The organism is Labrys wisconsinensis, assembly GCF_030814995.1.
GTDB classification, from domain to species: Bacteria; Pseudomonadota; Alphaproteobacteria; order Rhizobiales; family Labraceae; genus Labrys; species Labrys wisconsinensis.
Genome location: NZ_JAUSVX010000024.1, coordinates 38,121 through 63,480, shown reverse-complemented (window position 1 = coordinate 63,480; position 25,360 = coordinate 38,121). Strand labels below are relative to the sequence as shown.

Genomic DNA, 25,360 nt, shown 5'->3' with positions numbered 1-25,360 from the left:
GCGTGCTTCCGCTCGCACGATTACGCCTCCGTCTCACCAAGCCCGCGCTCAGTCTCACGGAGCGTGCGTCCGGCCACCTGGATAGTCTCAATCAATCTGCACCGGAAATCGCCGATGATTGCGCGTCCGGACGATCATCTTTGCGCGCCGCTACACGTAGTGCGCAGCGGCCTTGTCCCCGAAAGGCGAGACATCCAGCCGAGCCACGAGATTCTCGAGCACGGTGAGATTCTGGCTGCGGCGCGCCGACTTCTCGACGCCGTAGTGGAGTTCCCCGAGGGTGATGCTGGATATGCACAATTGCTCGGCCAGCGCATTGAACTTGTCTTTGAGCTCGAGGGGGTGTGCCTTCATCACATAGATGCAGATGTTCGTGTCGAGCATGCGGGTCAGCATCAGAGCGGCTCGCGCGGCTCGCTGGCGGGTTGCTCGCGCTCAACCATGAAATCTTCGCTGGCGGTCGGTCCACCCAGGAAGAAGTCGTCCCACCGCTTGCCTTGAGGCACGATCACACGGCGGCGGCCGATCTTCAGGATATCGACCTGGCGCACATCATCAGGAAACGCGACTGCCTTGGGCAGCCGGACAGCCTGACTCCGGTTGCTGATGAAGACCGTCGAGCTGGCCATGCACACCTCCGTATATCCCACTGGGATATACATAGTGCGCCGGAATGACCTTGCAAAGGCCAGCCTCAGGCCAGCTCCGGATAGCCCAGCGCCTTCGCCCGCTCCTGCATCTCCAGGCAGCGATCGTAGTCGGCGAGCGGGCGGACGTCGAAGCCCTCGAGCAGGAAGGCGGCGCGCTGCTCCGCCAGGGCCGGATCGGCGCAGGCCGCGGCGATGGCGCTGCGCAGGCGCGCCAGATCCTGCTCGCTCGTCGCCTGCGCCGTGATCAGCGGCAGGCCGGGCGCGCGCTCCGACAGGCAGAGCGTGCGCAGCCCGGCCACCGCCTGCGGATCGGCGCGGGCGGCCAGCGCGTGGGTGACGCAGTCGATCGCCGCGACGTCGGCGCCGCCTTCGCGGACCAGGCGCATCGAGCGGGCATGACCGCCGCTCTCGATCACCGCGCCGAAGAAGCGCCCGTCGCGGGCATGCGGGGCGACCAGGGCGCGCAGGCTGTTGTAGCCCGACTGCGAATCCCGCGAGTTGAAGGCGGCGCGCCGGCCGGCGAGATCGGCCACCGTCCGGGCCGGATCGTCCTCGCGCACGACGACCAGGCTGGCATAGTCGCTCCCCTCGCAGCCCGGGGCGGCGTAGCGGAAGGTGCCGACCAGCTGCACCCGGCCGGCGAGCAGCGTCACCAAGGGATAGCCGCAGGCCTGGCTCAGCAGCGTCGCGGGCGACAGCCAGTGCGCGCGAAAATCGTCCGGCCAGAACAGGTCCTCCGGCAGGCCCGGCAGGCCGGCCTCGGCGAGGTGGCGGCGCAGCCCCGACCAGAAGGCCTGGATCGCCTCGGCGGCTTGCACGTACATCGGCAGGGACACGACGGGCGGCACGGCTGTGGATCCTTCGCTGGCGCCCTGCCGCCTTACCGCCGAAGGGCCGGTCTGTCTATACAGGTATGCTCAATGCCTCGCTTGCGACGTCAGGCCGCGCGGGCTGCCCAGAGCAGGCCGCGGCGCAGAATGGCCCGCACGGAGGGATGATCGAGCTCCTCCGGCACATGGCCGAGGGCGCTGAAGAACACCCGCCCGGCCCCGAACGGCTTCTTCCAGACCGTCGGCATCACCACGCCGTCGATCCAGGGATAGTCCGTACCGCGGAAGCGCGTCGTCGCGAGCACCTCGATCGCCGGGTCGACCTGCAGGTAATATTGCTCGGACTCGTAGGAGAAGTCGGCGAGACCGGCCATGATCGGATCGTCCGGCCGGGCGATCTCGACCGTGTAGCGGCAGATGCCACCAGGCTCGCGCACATAGGAGCCGCCGACCATGAAGCGGAATCGGTCGCTGTCGCGAAAGCCGTCGGCCATGCCGCCATGGAAGCCGCCGAGCCCCGTGCCCGCCCAGACGGCCTCCCAGAGGCGCCCGATGCCCTCGACGCTGATCCGCCCGACCGTCCAGTTCGGCACGATCAGGTCATAGGCGCGGAGGTCCTCTCTGTCATAAGCCTTCAGCGTCTCGACGTGGCGGACGGCGAATCCGTCCTCCTCCAGCAGGAGCCGCAGCCGCTCGCCGGCTTCGAAAGGGCGGTGCGGGGCATACCCGCCGGAAACGATCAGGCAGCGTTGCATGTCGGCTCTTCCAGGGCACGGTCATCTGCGTCCTTTTTGAACAACATATGTTTCGTATGTCAATACGAATCCGGATGTCCCCTCTGACATCCCTCAGGGTGCTCGACTTGTTGATATTTAGAACAATAATTGTTGATTGAAAAACAAAAGGCGCTAGGGTCCGCGTCGGCCGCCGCCCGACGCGGGGGCCCGGAGATGAGGACCATGAGCGAGACAGCCCAGCGGGCCCGGCTGAACCACGTCAGCATACCCGCCCGCGACCTGGCGGAATCGGAGGCGTTCTACCGGGAGATCCTCGGCTGCGAGCGGGTCGAGGCGCCGAACTTCGGCTTTCCCGTGTGCTGGCTGCGCCTGGGCGACCTGCAGCTCCACCTGCAGCAGGTCGGGCCGACGCCGGGCGTGCGGACCTACCAGCATTTCGCGGTCGAGGTGGACGACTTCACCGCGGCCTATCGGGAGCTGCGCTCCCGCGGCGCCTTCGAGGAGGGCACCCGCTACGCCGACCTGTGGCTGCTGCCGTCGGGCGAATTGCAGATGTTCGTCCGCGACCCCTCCGACAACCTGTTCGAGATCGACCATCCCGATGCGGGCGCGCTCGACCTCGCGGCCTTCGCACCGCCGCCGCGCCAGCTCGCCGACGAGCAGGAGCAGGCGCCGCACCACCGCGCCGCGACGCTGTTCCTGGCCCGGCGCGAGGCCGGCGGCGGGGCGGCGCTCAGACCCTGAGCTCGCTGCCGATCGCCTGGATGGACTGGATGAGGTGCTCGAAGCGCCCGGGCTCGCTGCCGATCAGCGCGGTCACGCAGGTGATGCCTATCGAGGCGACCGGCAGGCCCTGCGCATCGAAGATCGGCCGTGCGACACAGGTGAGCCCCTCGTGCGTCTCGTTCTTGTCGAGGGCATAGCCGCGCTCGCGCGTCACCGCGAGGTCGATCCGCAGAGCGTCGGCATTGGTGATCGTGTTGTTGGTGAAGCGCACGAACTCCATCCGGCCGATCAGCGCCTCCTGCCGGGCCTGCGGCAGGAAGGCGAGCACCGCCTTGCCCACGGCAGAGCTGTAGAGCGGCTCCAGCACGCCGATGACGTGGCGGATCGAGATCAGCGAATCCGACAGGGCGAAGTCCGCCAGCAGCACCCGGTCGTTGACGAACAGCCCGAGATGGGTGGTCTGGCGCGTGACGCTGGCGAGGCGCTGCAGCTGGTCGTGGAACGTATCGATCAGGCGCGTCTTCTCGCGCAGGCGCGAGGCCCAGTAATAGATGCGGCCGCCGACATCATATTCCTTGGTGACCGGGTCCTTGCGCAGGAAGCCGCGGTGCTCCAGCGTCTGCAGGAAGCGGAACGCCGAGGCTCGGTCCATGTCGAAGCGCCGCACGATGTCGGCCAGCTTCAGCGGCGCCGGGGCCTCGATGAACTCGTCGAGGATACGCAATCCCTTCTCGAGGCTCTGGATGTGGCCGGCCGGCGTTTCGGCCTCGTGGGCGGGGTTCGCACCGTCCAAGAGCGCCTCCTGAGGGTTTGACGATGAAACAATGAAATAGGTGGTCGATTCCCGCCTGTCAAACGGCCGACCCCGCATCGCCGCCCCTGCAGGATGCGCTGGCCCTCCCGATCGCGCCCTGTCCACGAGGACGGTGCGGCGCAGACCAAATTCGCACAACAATTGTTTCGACGAATAGGCGTCAGGGCTTCACGCCGGCCGTGCCCTTGCACAGGATCACCGCCACCGCGCCGGTGGCGACCACCAGGAGCACGGTCGACACCACGGCGATCGTCGGGTCGATCTTGTCGCGCAGGGCGGCGAACATCACCTTGGGCAGCGTGGCGTTGCTGCCGCCGGACACGAACATGGCCACGACCACCTCGTCGAGCGAGGTCACGAAGGCGAGCAGGGCGGAGGCCAGGATCGGCCCGCCGATCTGCGGCAGCACGACGCCGAGCCAGGCCTGGCGCCAGGTCGCACCCAGGCTGCGCGCCGCCCGCTCCTGGCTGAAGTCGAACTGGCTGAAGGCGGCGCTCATCACGACGAACACCACCGGGATGGCGAGCGCCACATGTCCGAGCACCAGGCCGGCCATCGTGCCGACCATGCCGACCCGCGCCAGCACGAAATAGAGGCCGATGGCGATGAGGATCGCCGGAATGACCGCCGGCAGGACGACGACGCCGCCGACGAGGAGCCGCATGCGCGGGCCGAGCCGGGTGGCGCCGTAGGCCGCCAGCACGCCGATCGGCACGGCGATCGCCGTGGTCAGCGTGCCGGCGACGAAGGACGCCCTGGCCGCCTGGGTCCAGGTGATGGACTCGAGGAAGTATGCGTACCAGCGCAGCGACAGCGACGGCGGCGGAAACTCCAGGAACTCGGAGGCGGAGAACGACATCGGGATGACGATGAACGACGGCGCCGCCAGGAACACGACGAGAAGGAGCGCGAGGATCCATTTCAGCCGGTCGAGCAGCGGGGTCTCGTCGAAGCCGTCGAGCATGGGTCAGGTCCTCTGGCGGGCGAGGAAGGCACGCTGCAGCGCATAGCTCAGGCCGAACAGCCCGGCGGTGAACGCCAGCAGCAGCACCCCGAGCGCGCTCGCCGCGCCCCAGTTGGCATAGTTGGAGAGGCTGCGGGCGATGCGCATCGACAGCACCGTGACGTTGCCGCCGCCGAGGATGGCGGGGGTGACGTAGAAGCCCAGGCTCATCACGAAGACCAGGATCGCGCCTGCGGCGATGCCGGGCGCGGCCAGCGGCAGGAACACGGCCCGATAGGTGTAGCCGCGCGTCGCGCCGAGGCTCGCGGCCGCCCGGATCAGCGCCCTGTCGATGTTGCGCATGGCGCCCAGCACCGGCAGCAGGAAGATCGGCAGCATGATGTGGGTCATGCCCAGGACCGTGGCGAACTGGTTGAAGGCGAGCGGCAGCGGGACGTCGATCACCCCGAGGCGCAGCAGCGCGCCGTTGATCAGGCCGCTGCGCTGCAAGAGCACCAGCCAAGCATAGGCGCGCACCAGGAGCGAGGTCCAGAACGGCAGCAGCACCGCCGCCAGGAAGAGCATCGCGCGGCGCGGCGGCAGGCCGCTGACGAAGGTAGCGAACGGCACGCCCAGGACCACGCAGGCCACCACGGTGCCGAGGCCAACCTCGAAGGTGGTAAGGAAGATCCGGCCGTAGCTCGCCCCGTCGAGGATGCGCTGGTAGTTCTCCCAGCTCGCCGTTCCGTCCGCGCCGAAGGCGGAGAGCCAGAACAGCCAGGCGCAGGGCAGCAGCACGCAGGCCGCCACGACAGCCAGGCATGGCAGCGCGAAGGCGAAGGAGACGAGGCGCTCCACCGCCGCGTCCCAGGCGAGCGCGCGGCGGCTGCCGTTCTCCGGCCGCGCCAGCGGCGGCACCGGCATGTCCGCGCTGGTCATGACGCCGCCTGCAGCACGTGCACGCGCTCGCGCAGCACGTGCAGGTCGACGCTGCCGCCGACGGCGAGGCCGGCGACCGCGCCGCTGTCGTGCTTCTGCGCCCGCGCCGTGATCGGCCGGCCGTCGGGGAGATCGACCTGCAGCAGCCAGCTGTCGCCCTGGAACACCACGCCGCGCAGGGAGCCGCGCAGGGTGAGCCAGTCGCCGCCGGGATGGCGCGCCAGGCAGAAATCCTCGCTGCGCACCATCAGCGCCCGGCCGGCCTGGCCCGAACGTCCGAGATCGCCGGCGACGAAGCGCGCCGCCTCCTCCATCGGCAGGATGGCGGCCTCGCCGATGAAGCGGGCGACGAAGGCGCTGGCCGGCCGCCGGTAGATCGCCTCGGGAGCGTCGAGCTGGACGATGCGGCCCTTGTCCATGACGGCGATGCGGTCGGCGATGGTGAGGGCCTCGCGCTGGTCGTGCGTCACGTAGAGCGTGGTGATGCGCAGCTTGTCGTGCAGCTCGCGGATCTCGATCTGCATCTCCTCGCGCAGCGTCTTGTCGAGGGCCGAGAGCGGCTCGTCCATCAGCAGCACTTTCGGCTCGAACACGATGGCCCGGGCGAGGGCGACGCGCTGGCGCTGCCCGCCCGAGAGCTCGCCGATGCGGCGGGCGCCGAAGCCGCCGAGCCGCACGGTCTCGAGCGCCTGCGCCGCCCGCGCCCGTGCCTCCTCGGCCGCGACGCCGCGCACCTTGAGCGGGAACGTCACGTTGGCCGTGACATCCATGTGCGGGAACAGGGCGTAGCTCTGGAACACCACCCCGAAGCCGCGCCGGTTCGCCGGCTCGCGCACGATGTCCCGGCCGGCGAACAGGATGCGGCCCGCATCCGGCCGGATGAAGCCGGCCACCGCCATCAGGAGCGTGCTCTTGCCCGAGCCGGACGGGCCGAGGATGGCGACGAACTCGCCGGCCTCGACCGCCAGGCTGACATCGTCCAGGGCCCGGAAGTCGCCATAGGCCTTGGACAGGGCCTCGATGTGCACGGGTTCTGCGGAGCGTCTGCTCATGCGTCGGATCGGCCTCGATGGGAAGGGGACGGGGGCGGCCTCGCCGGAGGCTACTCGGTCATCATGTCCTGGAACAGTTCCTGGACATGGTCGTTGTGCTGGGCCCACCAGTCGATGTCCTGCACGACCATGGCGCGACTGTTCGCCGGGCTGGTGGGCAGCACCGCCTCCATCTCCTTGCTGATGATCCCGGTCTTGTAGGCGCCCTGGTTGAGCGGCCCGTAGGACACGTACCTGGTCAGGCCCGCCTGGGCCTCGGCCGCGGACATCGCATTGATCATCGTCATCGCCTCGGCCTTGTGGGTCGAGCCCTTGGGCACGGCGAAGCAGTCATAGGTCAGGATGCCCTGGTTGTAGGTGTAGTCGACCGGGCCGCCGGCCTTCTTGGCCGTCTCGAAGCGGCCGTTCCAGCCGGTGGTCATGTCGACCTCGCCGTCCTTCATCAGCTGGCCGTGCTGGGCGCCCGAGGACCACCAGATGGCGATGTGGGGCTTGAGGGCGCCGATCTTGGCGATCGCGCGCTTCATGCCGTCCTCCGTGCCGAGCACCGTGTAGAGATCCTTGGGCGCGACGCCGTCGGCGAGCAGCGCCATCTCCACCTGCGCCTCCGCGTCGGCGCGCATGGCGCGCTTGCCCGGAAATTTCTGCACGTCCCAGAAATCGGCCCAGCTCGAAGGCGCCTGCCCGGCATAGGTCTTGGTGTTCCAGGCCATCACCGCCGCATAGCCGTAGATGCCGATGCAGTAGGGCGCCGCGGTTCCCGGCAGGAAGCCGGAGGCGTCGATGGTCTTGTAGTCGAGCGGCTCCAGGAGGCCCTGCTTGCCGGCGATCGCCGCCTGGTAGCCGCTCATGATGATGATGTCGGTCGTCACCGCATTGGCGCCCGCCTGCAGGCGCAGCACGTCGAGAGCGTTGTCGGCCGTCTCCTCCTTGACCGCGAAGCCGAGCTTCTGCGCCGCCGGCCCCCACAGCACGGCACGCCCGCCCTCCTGCACGGCGCCGCCGGGCGTGTTCACGGTGAGCGTGACGCCCTCGGCGAACGCCGGAGCAACCCACAAGGCGAGCAGGCTCGCGACCACGATCGAACTGCGCATCGGACATCCCTCTTTGATGGATCGGTTCTTGTTTATAAAACAACATTTGTACCTTTGCATCCATTCATGCCAGCCGAAGAGGCAGTGTCAAGCCTGGAAAGGCATGGAAATTGTCAGTATCGAAAAATATGTATCTCATCAAACAATTTTTGTTGATGAATATCGAATGCCTGTCTAACACTGCGCTCCCATCGAGGGCAGGCGAGGCAACGACATGGACGGACACGGAGCCAGGCTCATCAACCTCGCCTTCCGGGTGGCGGACGTCGCCCAGACGGAGGACGGTGTCGCCCGGACGGCCGGCTGGTCGAAGCGCGCGGTTCACGAGATCGACGGCGAACGCTTCCTGGAGGCCGCCTTCGGCGACGTCCGGATCAACTTCTTCCGGTCTGCGCTCTATGACGACGCCGATGCGGCCGATGCGCCCGGTTTCCTGCACGCCAGCTTCGCCGTGCCCGACCTCGGGGCCGTCCTGGACGACCCCGTCTGGCGCGCCAGGCTCGTCTGGGGCCCCGGGGTCATCCGCGGCGGCTTCGGCCACCGCCGCATCGCCTTCTTCGAACCGTTCCCCGGCTGCCGCATCGAGCTGATGGAGGAGATCCATGATCGGGCCTGAGGCGCTCGCCCTCTTCCGCCGCGCCGGCGCGGCGACCGTCTACGAGGCGCAGGGCCGCCTGGGGGACGTCGATCCCGCGATCCGCGCCGTGGTGCCCGGCCGCCCGGTGGCGGGACCGGCCTTCTGCATCGCCTGCGAGCCCGGCGACAACCTGGCGCTGCACCGCGGCGTCGCCGAGGCGGCGCCCGGCGACGTACTGGTGGTGGCCGGCGCCGGCCAGGCCTGCGGCTATCTCGGCGACATCCTGGCCGAGGCGGCTCTCTGCCGCGGCATCGCCGGCGTCGTCGTCGACGGCAGCGTGCGCGACGCCACCGAGCTCACGCGCATGGGCTTTCCCGTCTGGGCCCGCGGCCTGGCGATCCGCGGCGCCGGCAAGGCACGCCCCGGGCTGACCGGCGTGCCGGTGGAGATCGGCGGCGTCCGCGTGGTCCCCGGCGACCTCGTGGTCGCCGACGACGACGGCGTCTGCGTCGTGCCGCTGGCCGGCGCTGCGGCGGCCCTGGCGGCGACGGAACGGCGGCTGCGCCAGGAGGAGGCCGTCCGGGCCGGCCTGCGCCGCGGGGAGCTGACGCTGGACCTGCTCGACCTGCGCCGCTACCTGCCTGACGCCACCGGCCCGCGCGCCTGAGCGCGCGATCGCGAGAGGACGAGCATGCCCCGATCCGAACCGCCCGCCCCCCTCGACGGCGGCCCCTATGACTTCATCGTCGTCGGCGCCGGCTCTGCCGGCAGCGTGCTCGCCGCCCGCCTCAGCGAGGACGGACGCCACCGCGTCCTGCTGCTCGAGGCCGGGCCGGCGGACCGCAGCCCGTGGATCCATCTGCCGATGGGCTATTCCAGGCTCTTCAGCGACCGGCGCTACAACTGGATGTACGAGAGCGAACCCGAGCCGGGCCTGAACGGGCGCGTGCTCTACCAGCCGCGCGGCAAGGTGCTGGGCGGCTCGAGCTCGATCAACGGCATGATGTATGTGCGCGGCAACGCCCGCGACTTCGACGACTGGGCCGTCGCCGGCTGCACCGGCTGGTCCTTCGAGGAGGTGCTGCCCTATTTCCGCAAGGCGGAGGACCAGTCGCGCGGCCCCGACCGCTGGCACGGGGCCGGCGGCCCGCTCAAGGTGTCGGACCAGTCCTTCGACCGGGAGCTGCCCAACGCCCTGTGCGAGGCCGCCCGGCAGGCGGGCCTCGCCGTCAATCTCGACTTCAACGGCGCCGAGCAGGACGGCTTCGGCTACTATCAGATGAACATCCATCGCGGCCGGCGCTGGAGCGCGGCGCGCGGCTATCTCGCGCCCGCAAGGGGACGGCCGAACCTGCGCATCCTGACCGGCGCCGAGGTCGAGGGCATCCTGGTCGAGGGCGCCACTGCCCGCGGGGTGATCGTCCGGCATCGCGGCGCCAGGCTGCTCGCCGCCGGTCGCGAGGTGATCGTCAGCGCCGGAACCATCGCCTCGCCACAGTTGCTGATGCTCTCCGGCATCGGGCCGGCGCAGCACCTCCGGGAAACCGGCATCGCCTGCCTGCACGACCTGCCCGAGGTCGGCGCCAACCTGCAGGATCATACCTGCATCCAGCTGATGTTCCGCTGCACGCGGCCGATCACGGTCAACGACCTCGCCAACAGCTGGGTGCGGCGCATCGGCGCCGGGCTCGAATATGCCCTGCTGCGCAAGGGCTGGCTGGCGGAGACCGGCATCTATGTCGGCGGCTTCGCCCGCAGCGATCCCGGCCAGGACCGGCCGGACGTGCAGATGGCGATGGCCGCCTGGAGCGTCGCCGAGCGCACCGCCAAGGGCGCCAGGCCGCACTCTTTTTCCGGCTTCAGCTTCAGCCCCGAGCACGTCAACCCGGATGCGCGCGGCTCGATTCGCCTGCGCTCCCCCGATCCGGCGGCGGCGCCGCGCATCAGCTTCAACTTCTTCCAGACCGAGTACGACATCCGGGCGATGACCTTCGGCATCCGCCTGGTGCGCCGCATCGCCGGGCAGCCGGCCATGCAGCCCTATGTCGCCGGCGAGCTGCAGCCGGGCGCGGACGTCCGCAGCGACGCGGAGATGCTCGACTTCATCCGCCGCAGCGCCGGCTCCGACATCCACGGGGTCGGCAGTTGCCGCATGGGCGCCGACGCCGGCGCCGTGGTCGACCCGCGCCTGCGCGTCCGCGGCCTCGCCGGCCTGCGGGTGGCCGACGCCTCGGTCATGCCGCGCATCGTGCGCGGCAACACCCACGCGGCCACGGTGATGATCGCCGAGAAGGCGGCCGACATGATCCTGGAGGACGCGCGTGCCGGCCGCGCCGCCGTGCCGGGGCCGGCGCGGTGACCGGATCCGATGCCGCGCCGCCTGCCGGCGACCGACCCCGCCCGGCCGGGCTGACGCTCGAGACCTGGGACCGGCCGCCGCTCAACCGCTGGTCCTATCAGCACGTCGACGAGATCCTGCCGACGGCGCCGGTGCGGCGCGGCGTGCCCGCGCCGCTCACCGAGGCGCCGGCGCAGCTCGATGTCCGCGCCTTCGCCTTCCCTGACCGGCACGGCCGCCGCCTGATCGCCGGCGAGGTGCTCGACACGTCCTGGACGGACGGGTTCCTGGCGCTGCATCGAGGCCGGATCGTCTGCGAGCACTATGCCAACGGCATGCGCGCCGCGACGCCGCACCTCACCCAGTCCCTGTCGAAATCCGTGCTCGCCGCGCTGGCCGGCATCCTCCACCACGCCGGCGCCTTCCCCCTGGAGCGCACGGTCGCGGCCTACGTGCCCGCCTTCCGCGACAGCGCCTATGCCGATGCCTCGATGCGCCACCTCCTCGACATGACCAGCGGCGTCGACTTCCCCGAGGATGCCACCGACCCCGTCTCCGGCGTCGGCCTCATGGACATCGCGGTGGGCTGGAAGGCGGTCCCGGCCGGCAATCCCAGCCCGAGATCGGTGCACGCGCTGATCGCCTCCCTCCGCGGACGGAGCCGTCCGCACGGAGCGCGGTTCGAGTACCGCTCGATGGAGACGGAGGTGCTCGGCTGCTGCATCAAAGCGGCGACCGGCGCCCGGCTCGCCGACCTCGTCTCCAGCCTGCTGTGGCAGCCGATGGGCGCCGAGCACGATGCGAGCTTCGCCGTCGATCCGGAAGGCTTCGCCGTGGCCGACGGCGGCCTCTCGGCGACGCTGCGCGATCTCGGCCGCTTCGGCCTGCTTTATGCCCGCGACGGCGCCGCCGCGGGCCGGACCGTGGTGCCCGAGGCCTGGGTGCGGGACACCCGCATAGGCGATCCGGCCCTGTTCGGCGGCGCGTATGCCGAAGGCCGGCGCCGCGGCGCCTACCGCAGCCAGTTCTGGATCGACGACATCGAGGGGTCGGTGATCACCGGCCTCGGCGTGTTCGGCCAGATGATCCACATCGACTGGCAGCGCGATTTCGTCGGCGTCAAGCTCTCGACCTGGCCGCAGGCCCGCGACGTCGCCCGACGCGTGGAAGCCTGCGACATGATGGCGGCGATGGCGCGGGCGCTCGCCGGCGGCTGATGCCGTGCTTGCCGCGCCGGATGCGGCTGGATAGGGTGCGGCGGACCCGATCGAAGGGGTCCCCTGCCCTTCCCAGCCCAAGAGCATCCTCGTGACGGATTTCGTGATCCCGCCGCCGGCCATCCCCGGCATTCCCGTCCTCGGCGGCGGCCTCTTCCCGGTGCGGCGCATCTTCTGCGTCGGCCGGAACTATGCCGAGCACGCACGCGAGATGGGGCATGATCCGACCCGCGAGGCGCCCTTCTTCTTCACCAAGCCGGCGGACGCGCTGGTGACCGGCGGCGCCGACACGCCCTATCCCAGCCTGACGCAGGACCTGCACCACGAGATCGAGCTTGTCGTCGCCATCGGCAAGGGCGGGGCCGACATCGCCGAGGCGGCGGCGCTCGATCACGTCTGGGGCTATGCCGTCGGCCTCGATCTCACCCGCCGCGACCTGCAGGCCGAGGCCAAGAAGGCGGGCCGGCCCTGGGACATGGCCAAGGGTTTCGATCATTCCGCCCCGATCGGCACGATCGCGCCAGCCGAGCGCATCGGCCATCCCGCCGCCGGCCGGATCGCGCTCACCGTCAACGGCGCACCGCGCCAGGCCTCGGACCTCGCCAACATGATCTGGAGCGTGCCGGAGACCATCGCCGCGCTGTCGCGCCATGTCCGCCTCGCGCCCGGCGACCTGATCTTCACCGGCACCCCGGAAGGCGTCGCCGCGGTCGGCCGCGGCGACCGGCTGGAAGGCTCGGTCGAGGGCGTCGGCACGGTGACGACCCGGCTGGTCTGAGGCCGGACGGCGCTGGAATGGCGTTGCAGGGGAGGAGGATCGCCCGGCGATAGCTGTTTCAAGCGCGACGCCAACCGCCCCCTTCCCCCTTGTGGGGAAGGGTGAGGCGTCGAGCACAATTCGATGATGGCTCGACTCGCTCGACCGGCAAAAGCGTAGAGTTTCGGCTCGCTCGTCGCTACGTCTCAGCCCGTTCGGGTGCTGTCGTCGGCCAGCAACCGGGCGAGAACCTCCGCGCCAGCGGCAAAATCCTCGATCCGCATCGCCTCGTCCGGATTGTGGCTGCCGTTCTGGTTGCGCACGAAGATCATGGCCGCGGGCACGCCGGCCGCGGCGAACACCGCCGTGTCGTGGCCGGCCCCGCTCGGCATGGCGAGATGGGCGATGCTGGCGGCGTCGGCCACCGCGGCCAGGCGCCCACACAGCCCCGGATCGAGCCGGGCCGGCGTGCTGCCCGTGCGTGCGCCGAAGTCGAAGCGCACGCCGCGGCGCGCCTCGATCTCCCCCGCCAGCGCCGTGAGCCGGTCGCGGATGCGATCGAGGCAGGCCTCCGAGACGCTGCGCACGTCGAGGCAGAAGGCGACCTCCCCCGGCACCTTGCTGAAGGCGTGCAGCGCCGGGTCCGTCGCCACCTCGCCGAAGGTGATGGTGGCCGCTTCGCCCTCGGCCTCCAGGGCGTCCCAGACGGCTTCCAGCCCGACGACGAGCTCGGCCAGGGCGACCACGGCGTCCTGCCGGTGCCCGCGCGGCACCGCGCCGGAATGGCCGGTGCGGCCGAGGCAGCGCGCCTTGCGGTAGCGGAAGCTGCCGGCGATGCCGGTGACCAGACCCAGCGGCGCCCCGACCGCCTCCAGCACCGGCCCCTGCTCGATATGCAGCTCGACGAAGCCGTGAATGCGCTCCGGCGTGAGGAAGGCCTCGCCCGCGGCGACGGCCTCCGGCCGCAGCCCCAGCGCCGCCATGTGCTCGCGGAGCGTCCGTCCGGTATCGGCGCGCCTGAGCTCGAGCGTCTCCGGCGGCAGGCGGCCGAAGGCGGCGCGGCTGCCGGGATAGGACACGGGGAACCAGGTGCTCTCCTCGGCCCGGGTCACCATCACCGTGACGGCGCGCCGCGGCCGGATGCCGGCGGTGATCAGGGCCTCGACGGCGCAGAGCCCGGCGAACACCCCCGCGGCGCCGTCGAAATTGCCGCCATGCGGCACCGAATCGATGTGCGAGCCGACGATCCAGCCCGGCAGCGTCGGATCGCGGCCGGCAAGGGTGAGATAGAGGTTGCCGGCAGCATCGACCGCGCTGTCGAGGCCCAGCACAGCGGCCTCGCGCCGGACGATGGCATGGCCGATCTCCTCGCCCTCGCCATAGGCGGCGCGGGTGACACCGGGCGGGTCGGCGGTGCGGGCCCGCAGCTCCTCGAACAGGCGCTCGGCGAGGCCGGCGTCGATCCGCAGAGCGGTCATGGCGTGTCTCCCGGCTGCACGGCCCGCACGGCCGGATTGACCAGGTGCGGCGGCGTCCCGCCGGCCAGCACGGTCACGACCTGCTCGGCCGCGAGCCGGGCCGTGCGCTCCAGCGCCTGGCGGCTGGATCCGGCGAGATGCGGGCTGAGCACCACGGTGTCGAGGCCGGCCAGGGGCGAATGCGCCGGCAGCGGCTCCTGCACGAACACATCCAGGCCGGCGCCGCCGATTCGCCGCTCGCGCAGCGCCTCGGCCAGCGCCGCCTCGTCGACGAGCGCCCCGCGCCCGGTGTTGATCAGCAGCGCGGACGGCTTCATCAGCGCCAGCTCGCGCGGTCCGATCAGGCCGCGGGTCGCCGATGTCAGCGGCAGGTGCAGCGAGACGACGTCGGCAGCCGCGAGCAGCGCCTCCAGGCTTTCGGCCCGCTCGGCGCCGGCCTCGGCGCAGGCCGCCACGGACGTGCTGCGCGACCAGACCAGGACGCGCATGCCGAGCGAGCGCGCCAGCCCGGCCGTGACCCGGCCGGCGGCACCGAAGCCCGCCACCCCGAACGTCGCGCCCTCCAGGTCTGTCAGCCCGGCCCGGTGCTTGAAGCCGGTGTCGCCGGCCCGCGCCGCCGCATCGGCGGGCACGATCGACCGCGCCAGCGCGAAGGTCAGGGCGATGGCGTGCTCGGCGACCGAGCGGGCATTGCTGCCCGGCGTGTTGACCACGGCGATGCCGCGCGCCGTCGCCGCCTCCACCGCCACCGGGTCGGTCCCGACCCCATGCACGGCGATGACCCGCAGATGCGGCGCCGCGGCGATCGCCGCCGCCGACAGGCCGGCATTGCGGGTGATCACCGCCGTGGCGCCGGCGACCTCGCGCAGCACCGCCGCCGGCTCGGCGGACGAAGCCTGGACGGCGCGGATACCGGCCCGCTCCAGCACGGCGATGCCGGCGGCATGGATCGGTTGGACGATCAGGCACTCCGCCATGCCGCCCTGCGCCTCACAGCCCGCGGATCATGCCGCCGTCGACCCGCACCTGCGAGCCGGTGACGTAGCTCGCCCGGGAGCTGGCGAGGAAGGCGACCACGTCGGCGAATTCCTGCGGGTCGCCGTAGCGGCCCATCGGGATGGTCGCGCGAGAGGCCTGCGCGATCTCCTCGACGGTTCTGCCGGCACGACCCGCAGCAGCAGCGTCGAGCTCGTCGACGCGCCTGGTATGGATGCGTCCCGGCAGCACCGAATTGACCGTCACCCCGTCGGCGGCGACCTCGGCGGCGAGCGTCTTGGCCCAGCCGAGGATCGCGGCGCGCACGGCGTTGGAGATGCCGAGATTGGGGATCGGCTGCGCCACGCCTGACGAGACGATGTTGACGATCCGCCCGAAGCGCCGCGCCCGCATGCCCGGCAGCAGCCGCGCCGTGATCGTGAACGCCGCATTGGCCATCGTCTCGAAGCTGTGGCTCCACTGCGCAGGCTCCACCGCTGCGACCGGCCCCGGCGGCGGGCCGCCGCCGTTGTTGACCAGGATGTCGATCCGCCCGAGCCCGTCCGGCCCGATCAGCGGGTCGAGCGCCGCCGCGAGGCCGTCCCGGTCGGCGAGGTCGAGGCGCAGCGCCTGGGCCTTGCCGCCGGCGGCGCGGATCTCGCCCACGACCGCGGCGAGGCGGGCCTCGTCCCGGCCGGCGACGATGACCGTGGCGCCTTCGGCCGCCAGTGTCCGGGCAATGGCCTCGCCCAGGCCGCGGGTCGAGCCGAGGACCAGCGCGGTCCTGTCCTGCAAGCCGAGGTCCATCTCAGGCCACCCGCGCCAGCTTGGCTTCGAGGCGGGCCATCAATTCGTCGAGCTCCTGGTGGTCGCGGGCAGTGAGCTTCGGCCCGGGATGGCGGATCGCCGAGGAGGCGATGGCGCCGCGCCGGCGCAGGATGTCCTTGCGCACGGCGAGGCCGAAGCCGAGCTGCTGCTCGTGGCGCAGGATCGGCAGATAGGCGTCGAACAGGTCCTCCGCGCCCTCGGCGTCGCCGGCGAAGAAGCGCTCGCACACGCCGACCAGCATCTCCGGATAGGCAAAGCCGGTCATGGCGCCGTCGACGCCGCGGCGCAGCTCTTGCGGCAGGTAGAGGCCGCCATTGCCGACGAGGATGCTGATGCGCCGGCCCTTGCCCGCGTCCGAGCGCTCGCGCAGCCTGGTGATCTTGCTGAGGCCCGGGCTCTCCTCGTGCTTGAGCATGACGAAGTTCGGGAAGTCGTCGATCAGCCGGTTGATCACCGCGACCGAGGTCACGACCGTGGTGGTCTGCGGATAGTCCTGGTAGCAGACCGGAATGTCGGGCCCGAGCCGGGTCAGCACCGTCTCCCAATAGGCATAGATCTGGTCGTCGGTCTTCAGGCCCGGCAGCGGGGCGATCATCAGGCCGGCGGCGCCGCGCTCCATCGCCTCGTTGGCGAAGCGCACCAGGTTGTCGGTGCCGGGATTGCTGGCGCCGACCACGACCGGCTTGCGGCCGTCGACGCGCTTCATGACATGGTCGAGGAAGGTCCTGGACTCGTCCGGCGTCAGCTTGGTCGCCTCGCCCAGCACGCCGAGGATGGTGATGCCGGTGACGCCCTTGTCGAAGTAGAAATCGACCAGCGTGTCGGTGCTGGCGAGGTCGAGCCCGCCGTCCTCGGTGAAGGGCGTCGGCGAGATGATGTAGACGCCGCGGGTGGATTCGCTGATGCGCTGGGCCATGGCTTTCCTCATATGGCGCTGAGCTTGCGGATGATGCTCAGCTTGACGTTCTCGATATGGCCGCGGATGCCGCCCTGGGCCTCCGCGCGATCGCCGCGCCGCAGCGCGTCGACGATGGCCAGGTGCTCGCGATGGCCGATCTCGAAGCGCTCGGGCACGCGGTCGAGGTTGAACATGTGCGTCTTCAGCCTGAGGTCCTGGACCATGCGGGCGAGCACGGCATTGCCGCTGTGGCCGGCGATCAGGCTGTGGAAGCGGAAGTCGACGTCCCAGTCCGCCTCGGCGGTGGGCGCCGGCTCGGCGAGCAGCCTGCGAATATCCTCTTCGATCGCATCGAGCTCCGCCGCCGGGATACGGCCGGTGGCCAGGCCCACGCTCTCCACCTCCAGGATCTGGCGCACGTGCAGCGTCTCGATCAGCTCGCGGGTGGAGAATTCGCGCACCACCAGCACCCGGCCGGGCTTGCGCGCCACGAAGCCCTCGCTCTCCAGCCGGTTCAGCGCTTCGCGCACCGGCGTGCGCGAGATGCCGAGGAGATCGGCGAGCCGGCGCTCCTGCAACACCGAGCCGGCGGGAATATCCCGCCGGATCAGCTGGTCGAGCAGCTGGTCATAGGCCATCTGGCTGAGGCTCCGCTCCCGCTCGTCGTAGAGGGGCGCCAGGGACGGGGGCTGGGTCGTCATCGCGGCACGGGGCTCTCGGGTCAGGCCGCCCGGCGGGCGGGAACGCGGCCGGCGCACCAGACGCACCGGCCGCCGGGGTCAGAACTGGCTGCGGATCGGGTCCTTCGGCGCCGGGGAATAGCCGACCAGCTCGGTGGTCAGCTTGGCATAGGTGCCGTCGGCGATCATGTCGGCGAGCGCCTTGTTCACCGCCTTCACCAGGTTGGGCTTGCCCTTCTTGAACGGGAAGCCCTTCTGGATGTGGCTGACATAGTCGTCGGTCAGGGTCAGCGGCAGCTTCGAGGCCTTGATGGCATAGGCGGCGGCGATGGAATCGGTGATGACGCCGTCGACATTGCCGTTGACGAGATCCTGCAGCGCGTCGGCCTCGGCCTTGTAGGCCTTCACCGTGGCGCCGCGCTCCTCGGCGAGCTTCAGCCAGCTCGAGGCCACCAGCACGCCGACGGTGCGGCCCTTGATGTCGGACGCCTGCTTGATCTCGGAGCCGGTCTTGGTGACCACGCGGCCGCCGGATTCGAGCCAGCCATCGGCGAAGGTCACCTGCTTCTGGCGCTCGGCCGTGATGTCCATGGCGGCGCTGGCATAGTCGTACTGGCCGGCAGCGAGCCCGACCAGCAGCGATTCCCATTTGATGACGACCGGCGTGTATTCGAGGCCGAGGCGCTTGGCGACCTCCTTGCTGACGCGGATCTCCAGCCCGTCGAGGGAGCCGTCCGGCGCCCGCATGCTGAAGGGCGGATAGGTGCCCTCGGTGGCGACGAGGAGCTTGCCGGGCTGGACCAGCTCCAGCTCCTGGGCAGTGGCCGCGGATGCGGCGAAGGTGCCGAGCAGGGCGGCGGCGAGCATGGGCAGAAGTTTCAGGCGCATGATGGTTCCCCTTCTTGGTGGCAGTCGGTTCAGGGCCGGTGCGGCCGGCCTCTGTCTGGTCAGTCCTTGCGGGCCGCCTCGGCCTTGAGCGCGATCAGCTCGGCCATGATCGTGGCGGCCAGGAGCGCGCTGATCTGCGAGGCGTTGTCGAACAGCGGGTTGAGCTCGACCACGTCGCAGCCGACGATATCGATTCCCTTCAGCCGGCGGATCAGGTCGAGTGTCTCGCGCGCGCTCGGCCCCCCGGCCTCGGGCGTCTGCACGCCCGGCGCCGCCGCGGGGTCGACGAAATCGAGATCGAACGTGACGAAGGCGGGCCGGCCGGCGACGCGCGCAGCGATGCGTGTCGCCAGGGCCGGCAGCCCCATGGCGAACATCTCGTCCGTCGTGACCACGTCGTAGCCGAGCTCGATCGATTGGCTGATGTCGGTCGGCGTGAACAGCGAGCCGCGCAGGCCGACCTGGATCGAATGGGCCGGCGAGACGACGGCCTCCTCGACCGCCCGGCGGAACGGCGTGCCGGCGCTGTATTTTTTGCCGGCGAAATATTTATCCCAGGTGTCGCTATGCGAATCGAACTGGATCAGCGCCAGCGGGCCGTGGCGGCGGGCGACGGCGCGCAGCCCCGCCAGCGTCACCGAATGGTCGCCGCCCATGGCGAAGGGCGTCACCCCGGCATCGACCAGGGCGCGCATCGAGGCTTCGAGGCGTTCGAGGCTCTCCTCCTGGTAGCCCGGCACCACGGCGGCGTCGCCCGCGTCGGCCATGCTGAGGCGCTCGAAGATATTGATGCCGCCGCGATAGGGGTTGATCGGCCGCAGCATCACCGACATCGCCCGCATGGCGTTCGGGCCGAAGCGGGCGCCGGTGCGGAAGGGCGAGCCGGAATCGGAGGGCAGGCCGATGATGGCGGCATCGAGCCCGGCGAGGCTGGTCGCCTGCGGCAGGCGCATGAAGGTCGGCACGCCGCAGAAGCGCGGGGTTTCGAGGCTGTCGATCGGCAGGACGCTCATGAGCTCCTCCTTTGGGATCAGACGTAGCGGGCGTTGCGGCGCTCCAGCCAGGCGGAGAGCTGCGACAGGAGCGTGGTGAGGACGAGGTAGATCACCGCGGTGGCGATGTAGAACTCGAAGGGCCGGAAGGTGGTGGCGATGATCGTCTGGGCGTAGAGCGTCAGCTCGACCACGGTGATCGTCGACAGGAGCGAGGTGTTCTTCAGCGTCGAGATCGCCTCGTTGGTGATCGAGGGCAGGATGATGCGCACCACCTGCGGCAGGATGATCCGCTGCATGGTCTCCTGGCGGCTCATGCCGAGGGCGAGCGAGGATTCCGTCTGCCCCTTCGGGATCGCCGACAGGCCCGAGCGGATGATCTCCGCGACATAGGCGCCGCTGTTGACGCCGAGCGCGATAACGCCGGCGACGAACGGCGAGAGGCCGAGCCCGAGCTGCGGCAGGCCGAAATAGATGATGAAGATCTGGATCAGCGCCGGGGTGCCGCGGATGAACCAGATGTAGAAGGCCGCGGCGTAGCGGAAGACGCGGATCGGCGATGCCTTGGCGAGCGCGGCGACGAGGCCGCACGCCCAGCTCAGCACGATCACCAGCACGGTCAGGGCCAGCACCAGCCAGGAGGCGTAGAGGAAGCCGGGGACATAGGGCAGGAAGAAGTCGAGCCACTCGGAGAAGGTCATGACGGCAGCCCTCCCGCGGCGACGTCCTGTGCGACATGCTCGTGCAGGACGCGCTTCAGGAACTGGCGCAGCCGCTCGCTCGACGGATTGCGCAGCACCTCGCGCGGCGGCCCGTCCTCGGCGACGCGGCCACCGTCGAAGAAGATCGTCCGAGTCGAGACCTCGCGCGCGAAGCCGATCTCGTGGGTGACGAGCAGCATGGTCATGCCTTCGGCGGCGAGCGAGGCCATCAGCGCCAGCACCTCGCCGACCAGCTCGGGGTCGAGGGCGGACGTGACCTCGTCGAACAGCATCAGGCGGGGCTGCATGGCGAGCGCCCGGACGATGGCGACGCGCTGCTGCTGGCCGCCCGAGAGCCGCCCGGGATAGGCATGGCGCTTCTCGGCCAGGCCGATGCGGGCGAGCAGCGCCTCGGCCCTGTCGATCGCCTCGGCGCGCGGCAGGCCCTTGACGCGGATCGGCGCCTCGATGACGTTCTCCAGCACGGTCTTGTGCGGCCAGAGGTTGTAGCTCTGGAACACCATGCCGATCCGTGCCCGCAGCGCCCGCAGCTGCTTCTCGGTTGGGCACGTGCGCGAGCCGGCCCGGAAGTCGAAAGAGACGTCCTCGAAATCGAGGAGGCCGGCGTCCGGCATCTCCATGACGTTGACGCAGCGCAGGAACGTGCTCTTGCCCGAGCCGCTGGCACCGATGACCGACACCACTTCCCCGGCATGGACGTCGAGCGAGATGCCCTTCAGCACCTCATGGCCGCCGAAGCTCTTGGTCAGGTCGCGAATGCGCAGGAGGGGCGCGCCGGCGCCGGCCGCGGCGCTCATGCCGCCGCTGCCGCCGGCGCGGGCTCGCCGATCCGGATGACGCAGTCGCGCGGGGTGCGGTCGGCGCCGTTGATGGTGGTGATGTCCTGCGGACAGGACGAGAAGGCGATGACGAGGTCGAGCTCGGCGCGCAGCAGGATCGAGGCGCCGGGCCTGGAGGCCGGCAGGAGCCGCGTCAGCGTCCCGTCGCTCTCGACCCGCACGCTCATGAACAGGTTCAAGGCGGCGGGCGTGAACGGCACGCGGATGCCGAGCGCCGCCAGCGCCTCGTGCAGGTTGTCGCTGCAGCTGCGGTGATAGCCCTCATGGCCGAGCTCGCGGTAGATCGCCGCGTTGCAAGGGCAGAGCAGCGTGTCGTGCCGCCCGGCGGAGGTGTCCTCCAGAATGGTGAGCAGCGGCCGGCGCTGGTTGCTGACCAGCTTCACGCCTTTGTCGACATAGGCGACGCTGTTGACCGAGCGCAGATGGTCCATCGACAGGAATTCGCCGAGGTCGTGGGCGTTGAAGGCCCAGGAGTCCACGGCCTGGGTGCCCCAGGGATTGGTGAGGCGCACCAGCGTGCCCGCGGCGACGCGGATGGCCCGGCCGTGGCCGGCCGGCAGGACGAGCTCGCGCTCGGCATCGAAGGTCATCGGATGAACCGCCTCGGATTGGTGACCGCCGGGGATCGACAGCCCCAGCATGGTGGTATACCAACGGAATGCAAGTGGAATTTTTAGGCGCGGCCTGCCTGAAATTTGGCCGCGCCTTCCGCCGGCCGGAGCGGTATCGAGGCAAGACGAGCGAGCGCCGCCACCGGCGGCCGCTCTCGTTTTCGCCCGATGCGGCGATAGGATGGGCCCGCAGGAGAGGCATGGGATGGACGGATCAGGGCTCGCCGCGCCCCGCTTCCTAGACGCCGGCGACGGCGGGCTGGTGGCCGAGTTCGGCGACGAGATCGACGCTGCGCTGAACGAGCGGGTGATGGCGCTCGACGCCGCGCTGGCCGCGCGCGGCCTCCCCGGCGTCACCGAGACCGTGCCGACCTATCGCTCCCTCCTGGTGCTGTTCGACCCGCTGGTGCTGCCGCGCGAACAGCTGGTGCGCGAGATCCTGGCATTGCGCCCGGCCCCGCGCGGCGCCGGACGGTCGCGCTCGCGCTGGCGCGTGCCGGTTTGCTATGGCGGCGAGTGCGGTGTCGACCTGGAGCACGTCGCCGGCCTGCACGGCCTGACGCCGGACGAGGTGGTGGCGCTGCATGCCGGCGCGGAGTACCGCATCTACATGATCGGCTTCGCGCCGGGCTTCGCCTATCTCGGCGGCCTGCCCGAGCGCATCCACACCAGCCGGCGCACCGATCCGCGGCTGAAGACGCCGCCGCGCAGCATCTCGATCGGCGGCAGGCAGGCGGCGGTGTCCCCGCCCCTGGAGATCCCGAGCGGCTGGCACCTCATCGGCCAGACGCCGGTGCGCTCCTACGATCCCGGGCGGGAGAGCCCCTTCCTGTTCGAAGTTGGAGACGCCATCCGCTTCGAGCCGGTGGATGCGGCCGCATATCGGGAGATGCTGGCCGCCGCCGAGGCCGGCGAGCCCGTCGCGGTGCGGGAGGATGCCGATGGCTGACCACCTCGCCATCACCGACGGAGGCCCCTTCTCCACGCTGCAGGACAGCGGCCGCTTCGGCTATCAGCGTTTCGGCATCTCCGCCTCCGGCGCCATGGACGCGGTGGCGCTGGCCGCAGTCAACGCCCTGCTCGGCAATCCCGCCGGCACCGCCGCGATCGAGATGACCATGGCCGGCCTCGCCTTCACCGTCGAGGCCGGACGCTGCCGCATCGCAGTCGCCGGCGCGCCGATGCCGCTGACCGTCAACGGCGAGCCGGCGGCGACGGGGCGGGCGCACGACCTTGCGCACGGCGACCGGGTCAAGCTCGGCGCGGCACGCCAGGGCCTGCGCGCCTATCTCGGCGTCGCCGGCGGCTTCGCCCTGGCGCCGGTGCTCGGCAGCCTCTCCACCCACACCCGCTCGGGCATCGGCGGGCTGGAGGGCCGGGCGCTGCGGGCGGGCGACCGGCTGGCGCTGCGAGGCGGCGTGCCCGAAGGCCCGCCGCTCCAACTCGACGCGGCCGGCATTCCCGACCCCGCCGGCCCGATCCGGGTGCTGCTCGGCCCCCAGGACGACGCCTTCACCGCGGCGGGGATTGCCACCTTCCTGTCGGCCGCCTACACCGTCTCGACCAAGGCCGACCGCATGGGCTGCCAGCTCGACGGCGCGGCGATCGAACATCGCGCGGGCTTCAACATCGTCTCCGACGGCATCATGAACGGCAGCATCCAGGTGCCTGGCCATGGCCGGCCGATCGTGCTGCTCGCCGACCGCCAGACCACCGGCGGCTATCCCAAGATCGCCACGGTGATCGGGCCCGACCTGTTCCGCCTGGCCCAGCGCCGGCCGGGCGAGACGGTGCGCTTCACCAGCGTCTCGGCCGCCGAGGCCGAGGGGATCGCCGCAAGCCATCGCGACGCGGTGGAGGCGATGGTCGCCGCGGTCCGGCCCGTGGCCGCGGCCGGCGCGCTGTCGCCGGAGGCCCTGCTCGGCCTCAACCTGATCAGCGGCGTGGTCTCGGCCACCGATCCGGGCGAGAGGGTGGGGTGATGGACGGGTCTGCCGGCAATGCGAGACGCAACCTTGCAAGCCTTGCGCGACGCCTGTGTCTTCCCTCCCCCTTGTGGGGAGGGATAAAGGGTGGGGGTCGTGCAGAACGAAGCGGGGCGGCTTGCCAAGAGCGCCCTGTGATGCATGTGGCGCCCTATTTTGATGGACCCCCACCCCTAGCCCCTCCCCACAAGGGGGGGATTGCTGGCGTCGCGCTTGAAGTTGCTCACGCCATCACCTTCCGCACCGGAGCCCACCCATGACCCGCATCGACCTCAACAGCGACCTCGGCGAGAGCTTCGGCGTCTACACCCTCGGCAATGACGAGGCGATGCTGGAGATCGTCACCTCGGCCAATGTCGCCTGCGGCTTCCATGCCGGCGACCCGCTGGTCATGGCCGAGACCATCGAGCGCGCCGGCCGCAACGGCGTCGCCGTCGGCGCGCATCCGAGCTTCCTCGACCTCTGGGGCTTCGGCCGCCGGCCGATCCTCGGCGAGCGGCCGGCCGACATCGAGAAGCACGTGATCTACCAGATCGGCGCCCTGCAGGCCCTGGCGCAGGCCGCCGGGACCAGCCTGCAGCACGTCAAGACCCACGGCTCGCTCGGCAACATGGCGGCGGAGGACGACGACCTCGCCCTGGCGGTGGCCCGCGCCATCAAGGCCGTCGACCCCGGCCTGATCTTCATCGTCATGCCGGGCCTGGCGACCGAGCGCGCCGCCGAGGCCGTCGGCCTGCGCCTGGCGCGCGAGGTCTATGCCGACCGCGCCTATGCCGACAACGGCAACCTCGTCTCGCGCAAGCTCGACGGCGCCGTCATCCATGACGCCGACGCGGCGGCCGAACGGGTCCTGCGCATGGTCGAGGCCAACGAGATCGTCACCGCCGGCGGCCGGCGCATGCCGGTGTCGATCGACACGGTCTGCGTCCATGGCGACACGCCTGGTGCCGTCGGCATGGCCAGGCGCATCCGCGACCGCCTCGCCGCCGCCGGCCTCACGATCGCGCCGTTCGGCACCTGGCTGTAGCGACGCGCTGCCGTCGCTCCATCACGCCGCCGTCGGAAGAGGCTTTGCCCGCTCGACACGGGCTCGCTCGTCCGGGGTGTTCATCACCATCCAGAGGTCGCTGCGCCGCTGCACGTTGAGCCAGAAATCCGGGCTGTTGCCGAACACCCGTGCCAGGATCAGCGCCGTCGCCGCCGTCACGGTGCGGCGATCGTTGCACAACTCGTTCACATGCTTGCGCTGCACGCCCATTGCCTCGGCCAATGCAGCCTGCGTCAGGCCGAGGGGTTGCATGAACTCCTCGGTGAGGATTTCGCCGACCGTCGCCGGCTTGCGCTTGGTCATCAGCATCTCGTCACCTCACCGATAGCCGTGGTCGTCGAGATAGAGATCCGCCGCCTCGCCCCGGCTCCCGTCCCATCGGAAGATCAGCCGCCATTGCCTGTTGACGCGGATCGAATGGAAACCGTCGAGACTGCCGCGCAGCTTCTCGAAATGATTGCTGGGCGGCACCCGCAGATCCTGATCGGTTGCCGCATCGTCGATCATCTGGAGCTTGCGGAACAATCGGCCTTCGAGATCGGCCGGGATGTTGCGGGAGTGGATGTCCTCCACGAAGAAGGCCCGCAACCACTGGTCCCGAAACCCGAGGATCATCCCGCAGCTCCAATCTTGAGGCCATGTACCACTCTATGGGTCATCCAGCAACTCGGCTTTTGTACCGATCACCGATGAGCCCGGCTCACCGATGCTTGGCCAAGCCCGTACGGTGCCTGAGTGTCAC

General features: G+C 70.4%; 29 protein-coding genes and 1 pseudogene. 9 read left to right on the top strand and 21 right to left on the bottom strand.

The features are described 5' to 3' along the window. Positions 1–156 precede the first annotated feature (156 nt). From QO011_RS38060 to QO011_RS38045, 4 genes and pseudogenes are all read right to left on the bottom strand, one after another. A pseudogene (locus QO011_RS38060) lies at positions 157–396 on the bottom strand (PIN domain-containing protein); the annotation flags it as partial. Next, complete coding sequence (vapB, locus tag QO011_RS38055) at positions 396–629, bottom strand: type II toxin-antitoxin system VapB family antitoxin (protein ID WP_307284490.1); 234 nt, start codon at positions 627–629, stop codon at positions 396–398. The pseudogene QO011_RS38060 and the gene vapB, both read right to left, overlap by 1 nt. A gap of 65 nt (positions 630–694) precedes the next feature. Next, positions 695–1,498 (bottom strand): phosphate/phosphite/phosphonate ABC transporter substrate-binding protein, encoded by an 804-nt coding sequence (locus tag QO011_RS38050; RefSeq protein WP_307284488.1) that lies wholly within the window; start codon positions 1,496–1,498, stop codon positions 695–697. Positions 1,499–1,587: 89 nt separating this feature from the next. After that, positions 1,588–2,235 carry a ThuA domain-containing protein gene (locus tag QO011_RS38045; RefSeq protein WP_307284486.1) on the bottom strand — a complete coding sequence of 216 codons (648 nt, stop codon included), beginning with the start codon at positions 2,233–2,235 and terminating at the stop codon, positions 1,588–1,590. A gap of 204 nt (positions 2,236–2,439) precedes the next feature. On the opposite strand from QO011_RS38045, the gene QO011_RS38040 reads away from it, so the two are divergent. Then, positions 2,440–2,961: a VOC family protein gene (locus QO011_RS38040; protein WP_307284484.1), complete on the top strand. Its 522-nt coding sequence runs from the start codon at positions 2,440–2,442 to the stop codon at positions 2,959–2,961. On the opposite strand, the gene QO011_RS38035 is transcribed toward QO011_RS38040, so the two are convergent. The 5 genes from QO011_RS38035 to QO011_RS38015 all read right to left on the bottom strand — a co-directional run bounded on the left by QO011_RS38035 (position 2,951) and on the right by QO011_RS38015 (position 7,785). After that, positions 2,951–3,736: an IclR family transcriptional regulator gene (locus QO011_RS38035; protein WP_307284482.1), complete on the bottom strand. Its 786-nt coding sequence runs from the start codon at positions 3,734–3,736 to the stop codon at positions 2,951–2,953. The genes QO011_RS38040 and QO011_RS38035 overlap by 11 nt on opposite strands. Before the next feature lie 181 nt (positions 3,737–3,917). Next, positions 3,918–4,721, bottom strand: coding sequence for an ABC transporter permease (locus QO011_RS38030; protein ID WP_307284480.1), 804 nt, complete (start codon positions 4,719–4,721; stop codon positions 3,918–3,920). 3 nt (positions 4,722–4,724) lie between these two features. Next, the gene (locus tag QO011_RS38025) at positions 4,725–5,639 is read right to left on the bottom strand and encodes an ABC transporter permease (protein ID WP_307284478.1); all 915 of its coding nucleotides are present in this window, start codon (positions 5,637–5,639) and stop codon (positions 4,725–4,727) included. Continuing rightward, entirely contained in the window at positions 5,636–6,691 is a 1,056-nt protein-coding gene (locus QO011_RS38020; RefSeq protein WP_307284476.1) for an ABC transporter ATP-binding protein, read from the bottom strand. The genes QO011_RS38025 and QO011_RS38020 overlap by 4 nt, the downstream gene beginning before the upstream one ends. Positions 6,692–6,741: 50 nt before the next feature. Continuing rightward, a complete protein-coding gene (locus QO011_RS38015; protein WP_307284474.1) occupies positions 6,742–7,785 on the bottom strand; it encodes an ABC transporter substrate-binding protein in 1,044 nt (347 codons plus the stop codon). 214 nt (positions 7,786–7,999) lie between these two features. Here QO011_RS38015 and QO011_RS38010 point away from each other — a divergent pair, with 214 nt between their 5' ends. The 5 genes from QO011_RS38010 to QO011_RS37990 all read left to right on the top strand — a co-directional run bounded on the left by QO011_RS38010 (position 8,000) and on the right by QO011_RS37990 (position 12,695). Beyond that, positions 8,000–8,401: a hypothetical protein gene (locus QO011_RS38010; RefSeq protein WP_307284472.1), complete on the top strand. Its 402-nt coding sequence runs from the start codon at positions 8,000–8,002 to the stop codon at positions 8,399–8,401. After that, positions 8,388–9,029, top strand: coding sequence for a 4-carboxy-4-hydroxy-2-oxoadipate aldolase/oxaloacetate decarboxylase (locus tag QO011_RS38005; protein ID WP_307284470.1), 642 nt, complete (start codon positions 8,388–8,390; stop codon positions 9,027–9,029). Before QO011_RS38010 ends, QO011_RS38005 begins: the two co-directional genes overlap by 14 nt. A gap of 24 nt (positions 9,030–9,053) precedes the next feature. Then, on the top strand, positions 9,054–10,721 hold the full coding sequence (locus QO011_RS38000; protein ID WP_307284468.1) for a GMC family oxidoreductase: 1,668 nt from the start codon (positions 9,054–9,056) through the stop codon (positions 10,719–10,721). Then, positions 10,718–11,917, top strand: a complete 1,200-nt coding sequence (locus QO011_RS37995; RefSeq protein WP_307284466.1) for a serine hydrolase domain-containing protein — start codon at positions 10,718–10,720, stop codon at positions 11,915–11,917. Before QO011_RS38000 ends, QO011_RS37995 begins: the two co-directional genes overlap by 4 nt. A 91-nt stretch (positions 11,918–12,008) precedes the next feature. Beyond that, positions 12,009–12,695, top strand: a complete 687-nt coding sequence (locus tag QO011_RS37990) for a fumarylacetoacetate hydrolase family protein (protein WP_307284464.1) — start codon at positions 12,009–12,011, stop codon at positions 12,693–12,695. A gap of 185 nt (positions 12,696–12,880) precedes the next feature. On the opposite strand, the gene QO011_RS37985 is transcribed toward QO011_RS37990, so the two are convergent. From QO011_RS37985 to QO011_RS37940, 10 genes are all read right to left on the bottom strand, one after another. After that, positions 12,881–14,152 (bottom strand): Zn-dependent hydrolase, encoded by a 1,272-nt coding sequence (locus QO011_RS37985; protein ID WP_307284462.1) that lies wholly within the window; start codon positions 14,150–14,152, stop codon positions 12,881–12,883. After that, positions 14,149–15,129: a hydroxyacid dehydrogenase gene (locus tag QO011_RS37980; protein WP_307284460.1), complete on the bottom strand. Its 981-nt coding sequence runs from the start codon at positions 15,127–15,129 to the stop codon at positions 14,149–14,151. The genes QO011_RS37985 and QO011_RS37980 overlap by 4 nt, the downstream gene beginning before the upstream one ends. Positions 15,130–15,142: 13 nt before the next feature. Then, a complete protein-coding gene (locus QO011_RS37975) occupies positions 15,143–15,934 on the bottom strand; it encodes an SDR family oxidoreductase (RefSeq protein WP_307284456.1) in 792 nt (263 codons plus the stop codon). Between the two features lies 1 nt (position 15,935). Beyond that, the gene (locus tag QO011_RS37970; protein WP_307284454.1) at positions 15,936–16,871 is read right to left on the bottom strand and encodes a dihydrodipicolinate synthase family protein; all 936 of its coding nucleotides are present in this window, start codon (positions 16,869–16,871) and stop codon (positions 15,936–15,938) included. 8 nt (positions 16,872–16,879) lie between these two features. Beyond that, positions 16,880–17,554 carry a GntR family transcriptional regulator gene (locus QO011_RS37965; RefSeq protein WP_307284452.1) on the bottom strand — a complete coding sequence of 225 codons (675 nt, stop codon included), beginning with the start codon at positions 17,552–17,554 and terminating at the stop codon, positions 16,880–16,882. Between the two features lie 78 nt (positions 17,555–17,632). Beyond that, entirely contained in the window at positions 17,633–18,421 is a 789-nt protein-coding gene (locus QO011_RS37960) for a transporter substrate-binding domain-containing protein (RefSeq protein WP_307284450.1), read from the bottom strand. Between the two features lie 59 nt (positions 18,422–18,480). Next, positions 18,481–19,434 carry an agmatinase gene (gene speB / locus QO011_RS37955; protein WP_307284447.1) on the bottom strand — a complete coding sequence of 318 codons (954 nt, stop codon included), beginning with the start codon at positions 19,432–19,434 and terminating at the stop codon, positions 18,481–18,483. A gap of 17 nt (positions 19,435–19,451) precedes the next feature. Next, positions 19,452–20,114 (bottom strand): amino acid ABC transporter permease, encoded by a 663-nt coding sequence (locus QO011_RS37950; RefSeq protein ID WP_307284445.1) that lies wholly within the window; start codon positions 20,112–20,114, stop codon positions 19,452–19,454. Next, on the bottom strand, positions 20,111–20,932 hold the full coding sequence (locus QO011_RS37945) for an amino acid ABC transporter ATP-binding protein (protein ID WP_307284444.1): 822 nt from the start codon (positions 20,930–20,932) through the stop codon (positions 20,111–20,113). The genes QO011_RS37950 and QO011_RS37945 overlap by 4 nt, the downstream gene beginning before the upstream one ends. Then, on the bottom strand, positions 20,929–21,564 hold the full coding sequence (locus tag QO011_RS37940) for a DUF1989 domain-containing protein (RefSeq protein WP_307284442.1): 636 nt from the start codon (positions 21,562–21,564) through the stop codon (positions 20,929–20,931). Before QO011_RS37940 ends, QO011_RS37945 begins: the two co-directional genes overlap by 4 nt. Positions 21,565–21,790: 226 nt before the next feature. Between QO011_RS37940 and pxpB the strand changes: the two genes are divergently transcribed. The 3 genes from pxpB (at position 21,791) to QO011_RS37925 (ending at position 24,597) form a co-directional block, all read left to right on the top strand. Continuing rightward, positions 21,791–22,534 (top strand): 5-oxoprolinase subunit PxpB, encoded by a 744-nt coding sequence (gene pxpB / locus QO011_RS37935; RefSeq protein ID WP_307284439.1) that lies wholly within the window; start codon positions 21,791–21,793, stop codon positions 22,532–22,534. Next, a complete protein-coding gene (locus tag QO011_RS37930; protein ID WP_307284435.1) occupies positions 22,527–23,567 on the top strand; it encodes a 5-oxoprolinase subunit C family protein in 1,041 nt (346 codons plus the stop codon). Before pxpB ends, QO011_RS37930 begins: the two co-directional genes overlap by 8 nt. Positions 23,568–23,826: 259 nt before the next feature. Then, positions 23,827–24,597 (top strand): LamB/YcsF family protein, encoded by a 771-nt coding sequence (locus QO011_RS37925; protein WP_307284432.1) that lies wholly within the window; start codon positions 23,827–23,829, stop codon positions 24,595–24,597. 21 nt (positions 24,598–24,618) lie between these two features. On the opposite strand, the gene QO011_RS37920 is transcribed toward QO011_RS37925, so the two are convergent. Together QO011_RS37920 and QO011_RS37915 are read right to left on the bottom strand one after the other, a co-directional pair. Then, on the bottom strand, positions 24,619–24,927 hold the full coding sequence (locus QO011_RS37920; protein ID WP_307284430.1) for a HigA family addiction module antitoxin: 309 nt from the start codon (positions 24,925–24,927) through the stop codon (positions 24,619–24,621). 9 nt (positions 24,928–24,936) lie between these two features. Next, entirely contained in the window at positions 24,937–25,233 is a 297-nt protein-coding gene (locus QO011_RS37915) for a type II toxin-antitoxin system RelE/ParE family toxin (protein WP_307284427.1), read from the bottom strand. Positions 25,234–25,360: the final 127 nt, after the last annotated feature.

Bases quoted from the DNA above. Each gene is read 5' to 3' on its own strand.
- vapB (WP_307284490.1), bottom strand. From the start codon at position 629: ATGGCCAGCTCGACGGTCTTCATCAGCAACCGGAGTCAGGCTGTCCGG.
- QO011_RS38045 (WP_307284486.1), bottom strand. From the start codon at position 2,235: ATGCAACGCTGCCTGATCGTTTCCGGCGGGTATGCCCCGCACCGCCCT.
- QO011_RS38040 (WP_307284484.1), top strand. From the start codon at position 2,440: ATGAGCGAGACAGCCCAGCGGGCCCGGCTGAACCACGTCAGCATACCC.
- QO011_RS38030 (WP_307284480.1), bottom strand. From the start codon at position 4,721: ATGCTCGACGGCTTCGACGAGACCCCGCTGCTCGACCGGCTGAAATGG.
- QO011_RS38025 (WP_307284478.1), bottom strand. From the start codon at position 5,639: ATGACCAGCGCGGACATGCCGGTGCCGCCGCTGGCGCGGCCGGAGAAC.
- QO011_RS38020 (WP_307284476.1), bottom strand. From the start codon at position 6,691: ATGAGCAGACGCTCCGCAGAACCCGTGCACATCGAGGCCCTGTCCAAG.
- QO011_RS38015 (WP_307284474.1), bottom strand. From the start codon at position 7,785: ATGCGCAGTTCGATCGTGGTCGCGAGCCTGCTCGCCTTGTGGGTTGCT.
- QO011_RS38010 (WP_307284472.1), top strand. From the start codon at position 8,000: ATGGACGGACACGGAGCCAGGCTCATCAACCTCGCCTTCCGGGTGGCG.
- QO011_RS38005 (WP_307284470.1), top strand. From the start codon at position 8,388: ATGATCGGGCCTGAGGCGCTCGCCCTCTTCCGCCGCGCCGGCGCGGCG.
- QO011_RS38000 (WP_307284468.1), top strand. From the start codon at position 9,054: ATGCCCCGATCCGAACCGCCCGCCCCCCTCGACGGCGGCCCCTATGAC.
- QO011_RS37985 (WP_307284462.1), bottom strand. From the start codon at position 14,152: ATGACCGCTCTGCGGATCGACGCCGGCCTCGCCGAGCGCCTGTTCGAG.
- QO011_RS37980 (WP_307284460.1), bottom strand. From the start codon at position 15,129: ATGGCGGAGTGCCTGATCGTCCAACCGATCCATGCCGCCGGCATCGCC.
- QO011_RS37975 (WP_307284456.1), bottom strand. From the start codon at position 15,934: ATGGACCTCGGCTTGCAGGACAGGACCGCGCTGGTCCTCGGCTCGACC.
- QO011_RS37970 (WP_307284454.1), bottom strand. From the start codon at position 16,871: ATGGCCCAGCGCATCAGCGAATCCACCCGCGGCGTCTACATCATCTCG.
- QO011_RS37965 (WP_307284452.1), bottom strand. From the start codon at position 17,554: ATGACGACCCAGCCCCCGTCCCTGGCGCCCCTCTACGACGAGCGGGAG.
- QO011_RS37960 (WP_307284450.1), bottom strand. From the start codon at position 18,421: ATGCGCCTGAAACTTCTGCCCATGCTCGCCGCCGCCCTGCTCGGCACC.
- speB (WP_307284447.1), bottom strand. From the start codon at position 19,434: ATGAGCGTCCTGCCGATCGACAGCCTCGAAACCCCGCGCTTCTGCGGC.
- QO011_RS37950 (WP_307284445.1), bottom strand. From the start codon at position 20,114: ATGACCTTCTCCGAGTGGCTCGACTTCTTCCTGCCCTATGTCCCCGGC.
- QO011_RS37945 (WP_307284444.1), bottom strand. From the start codon at position 20,932: ATGAGCGCCGCGGCCGGCGCCGGCGCGCCCCTCCTGCGCATTCGCGAC.
- QO011_RS37940 (WP_307284442.1), bottom strand. From the start codon at position 21,564: ATGACCTTCGATGCCGAGCGCGAGCTCGTCCTGCCGGCCGGCCACGGC.
- pxpB (WP_307284439.1), top strand. From the start codon at position 21,791: ATGGACGGATCAGGGCTCGCCGCGCCCCGCTTCCTAGACGCCGGCGAC.
- QO011_RS37930 (WP_307284435.1), top strand. From the start codon at position 22,527: ATGGCTGACCACCTCGCCATCACCGACGGAGGCCCCTTCTCCACGCTG.
- QO011_RS37925 (WP_307284432.1), top strand. From the start codon at position 23,827: ATGACCCGCATCGACCTCAACAGCGACCTCGGCGAGAGCTTCGGCGTC.
- QO011_RS37920 (WP_307284430.1), bottom strand. From the start codon at position 24,927: ATGCTGATGACCAAGCGCAAGCCGGCGACGGTCGGCGAAATCCTCACC.
- QO011_RS37915 (WP_307284427.1), bottom strand. From the start codon at position 25,233: ATGATCCTCGGGTTTCGGGACCAGTGGTTGCGGGCCTTCTTCGTGGAG.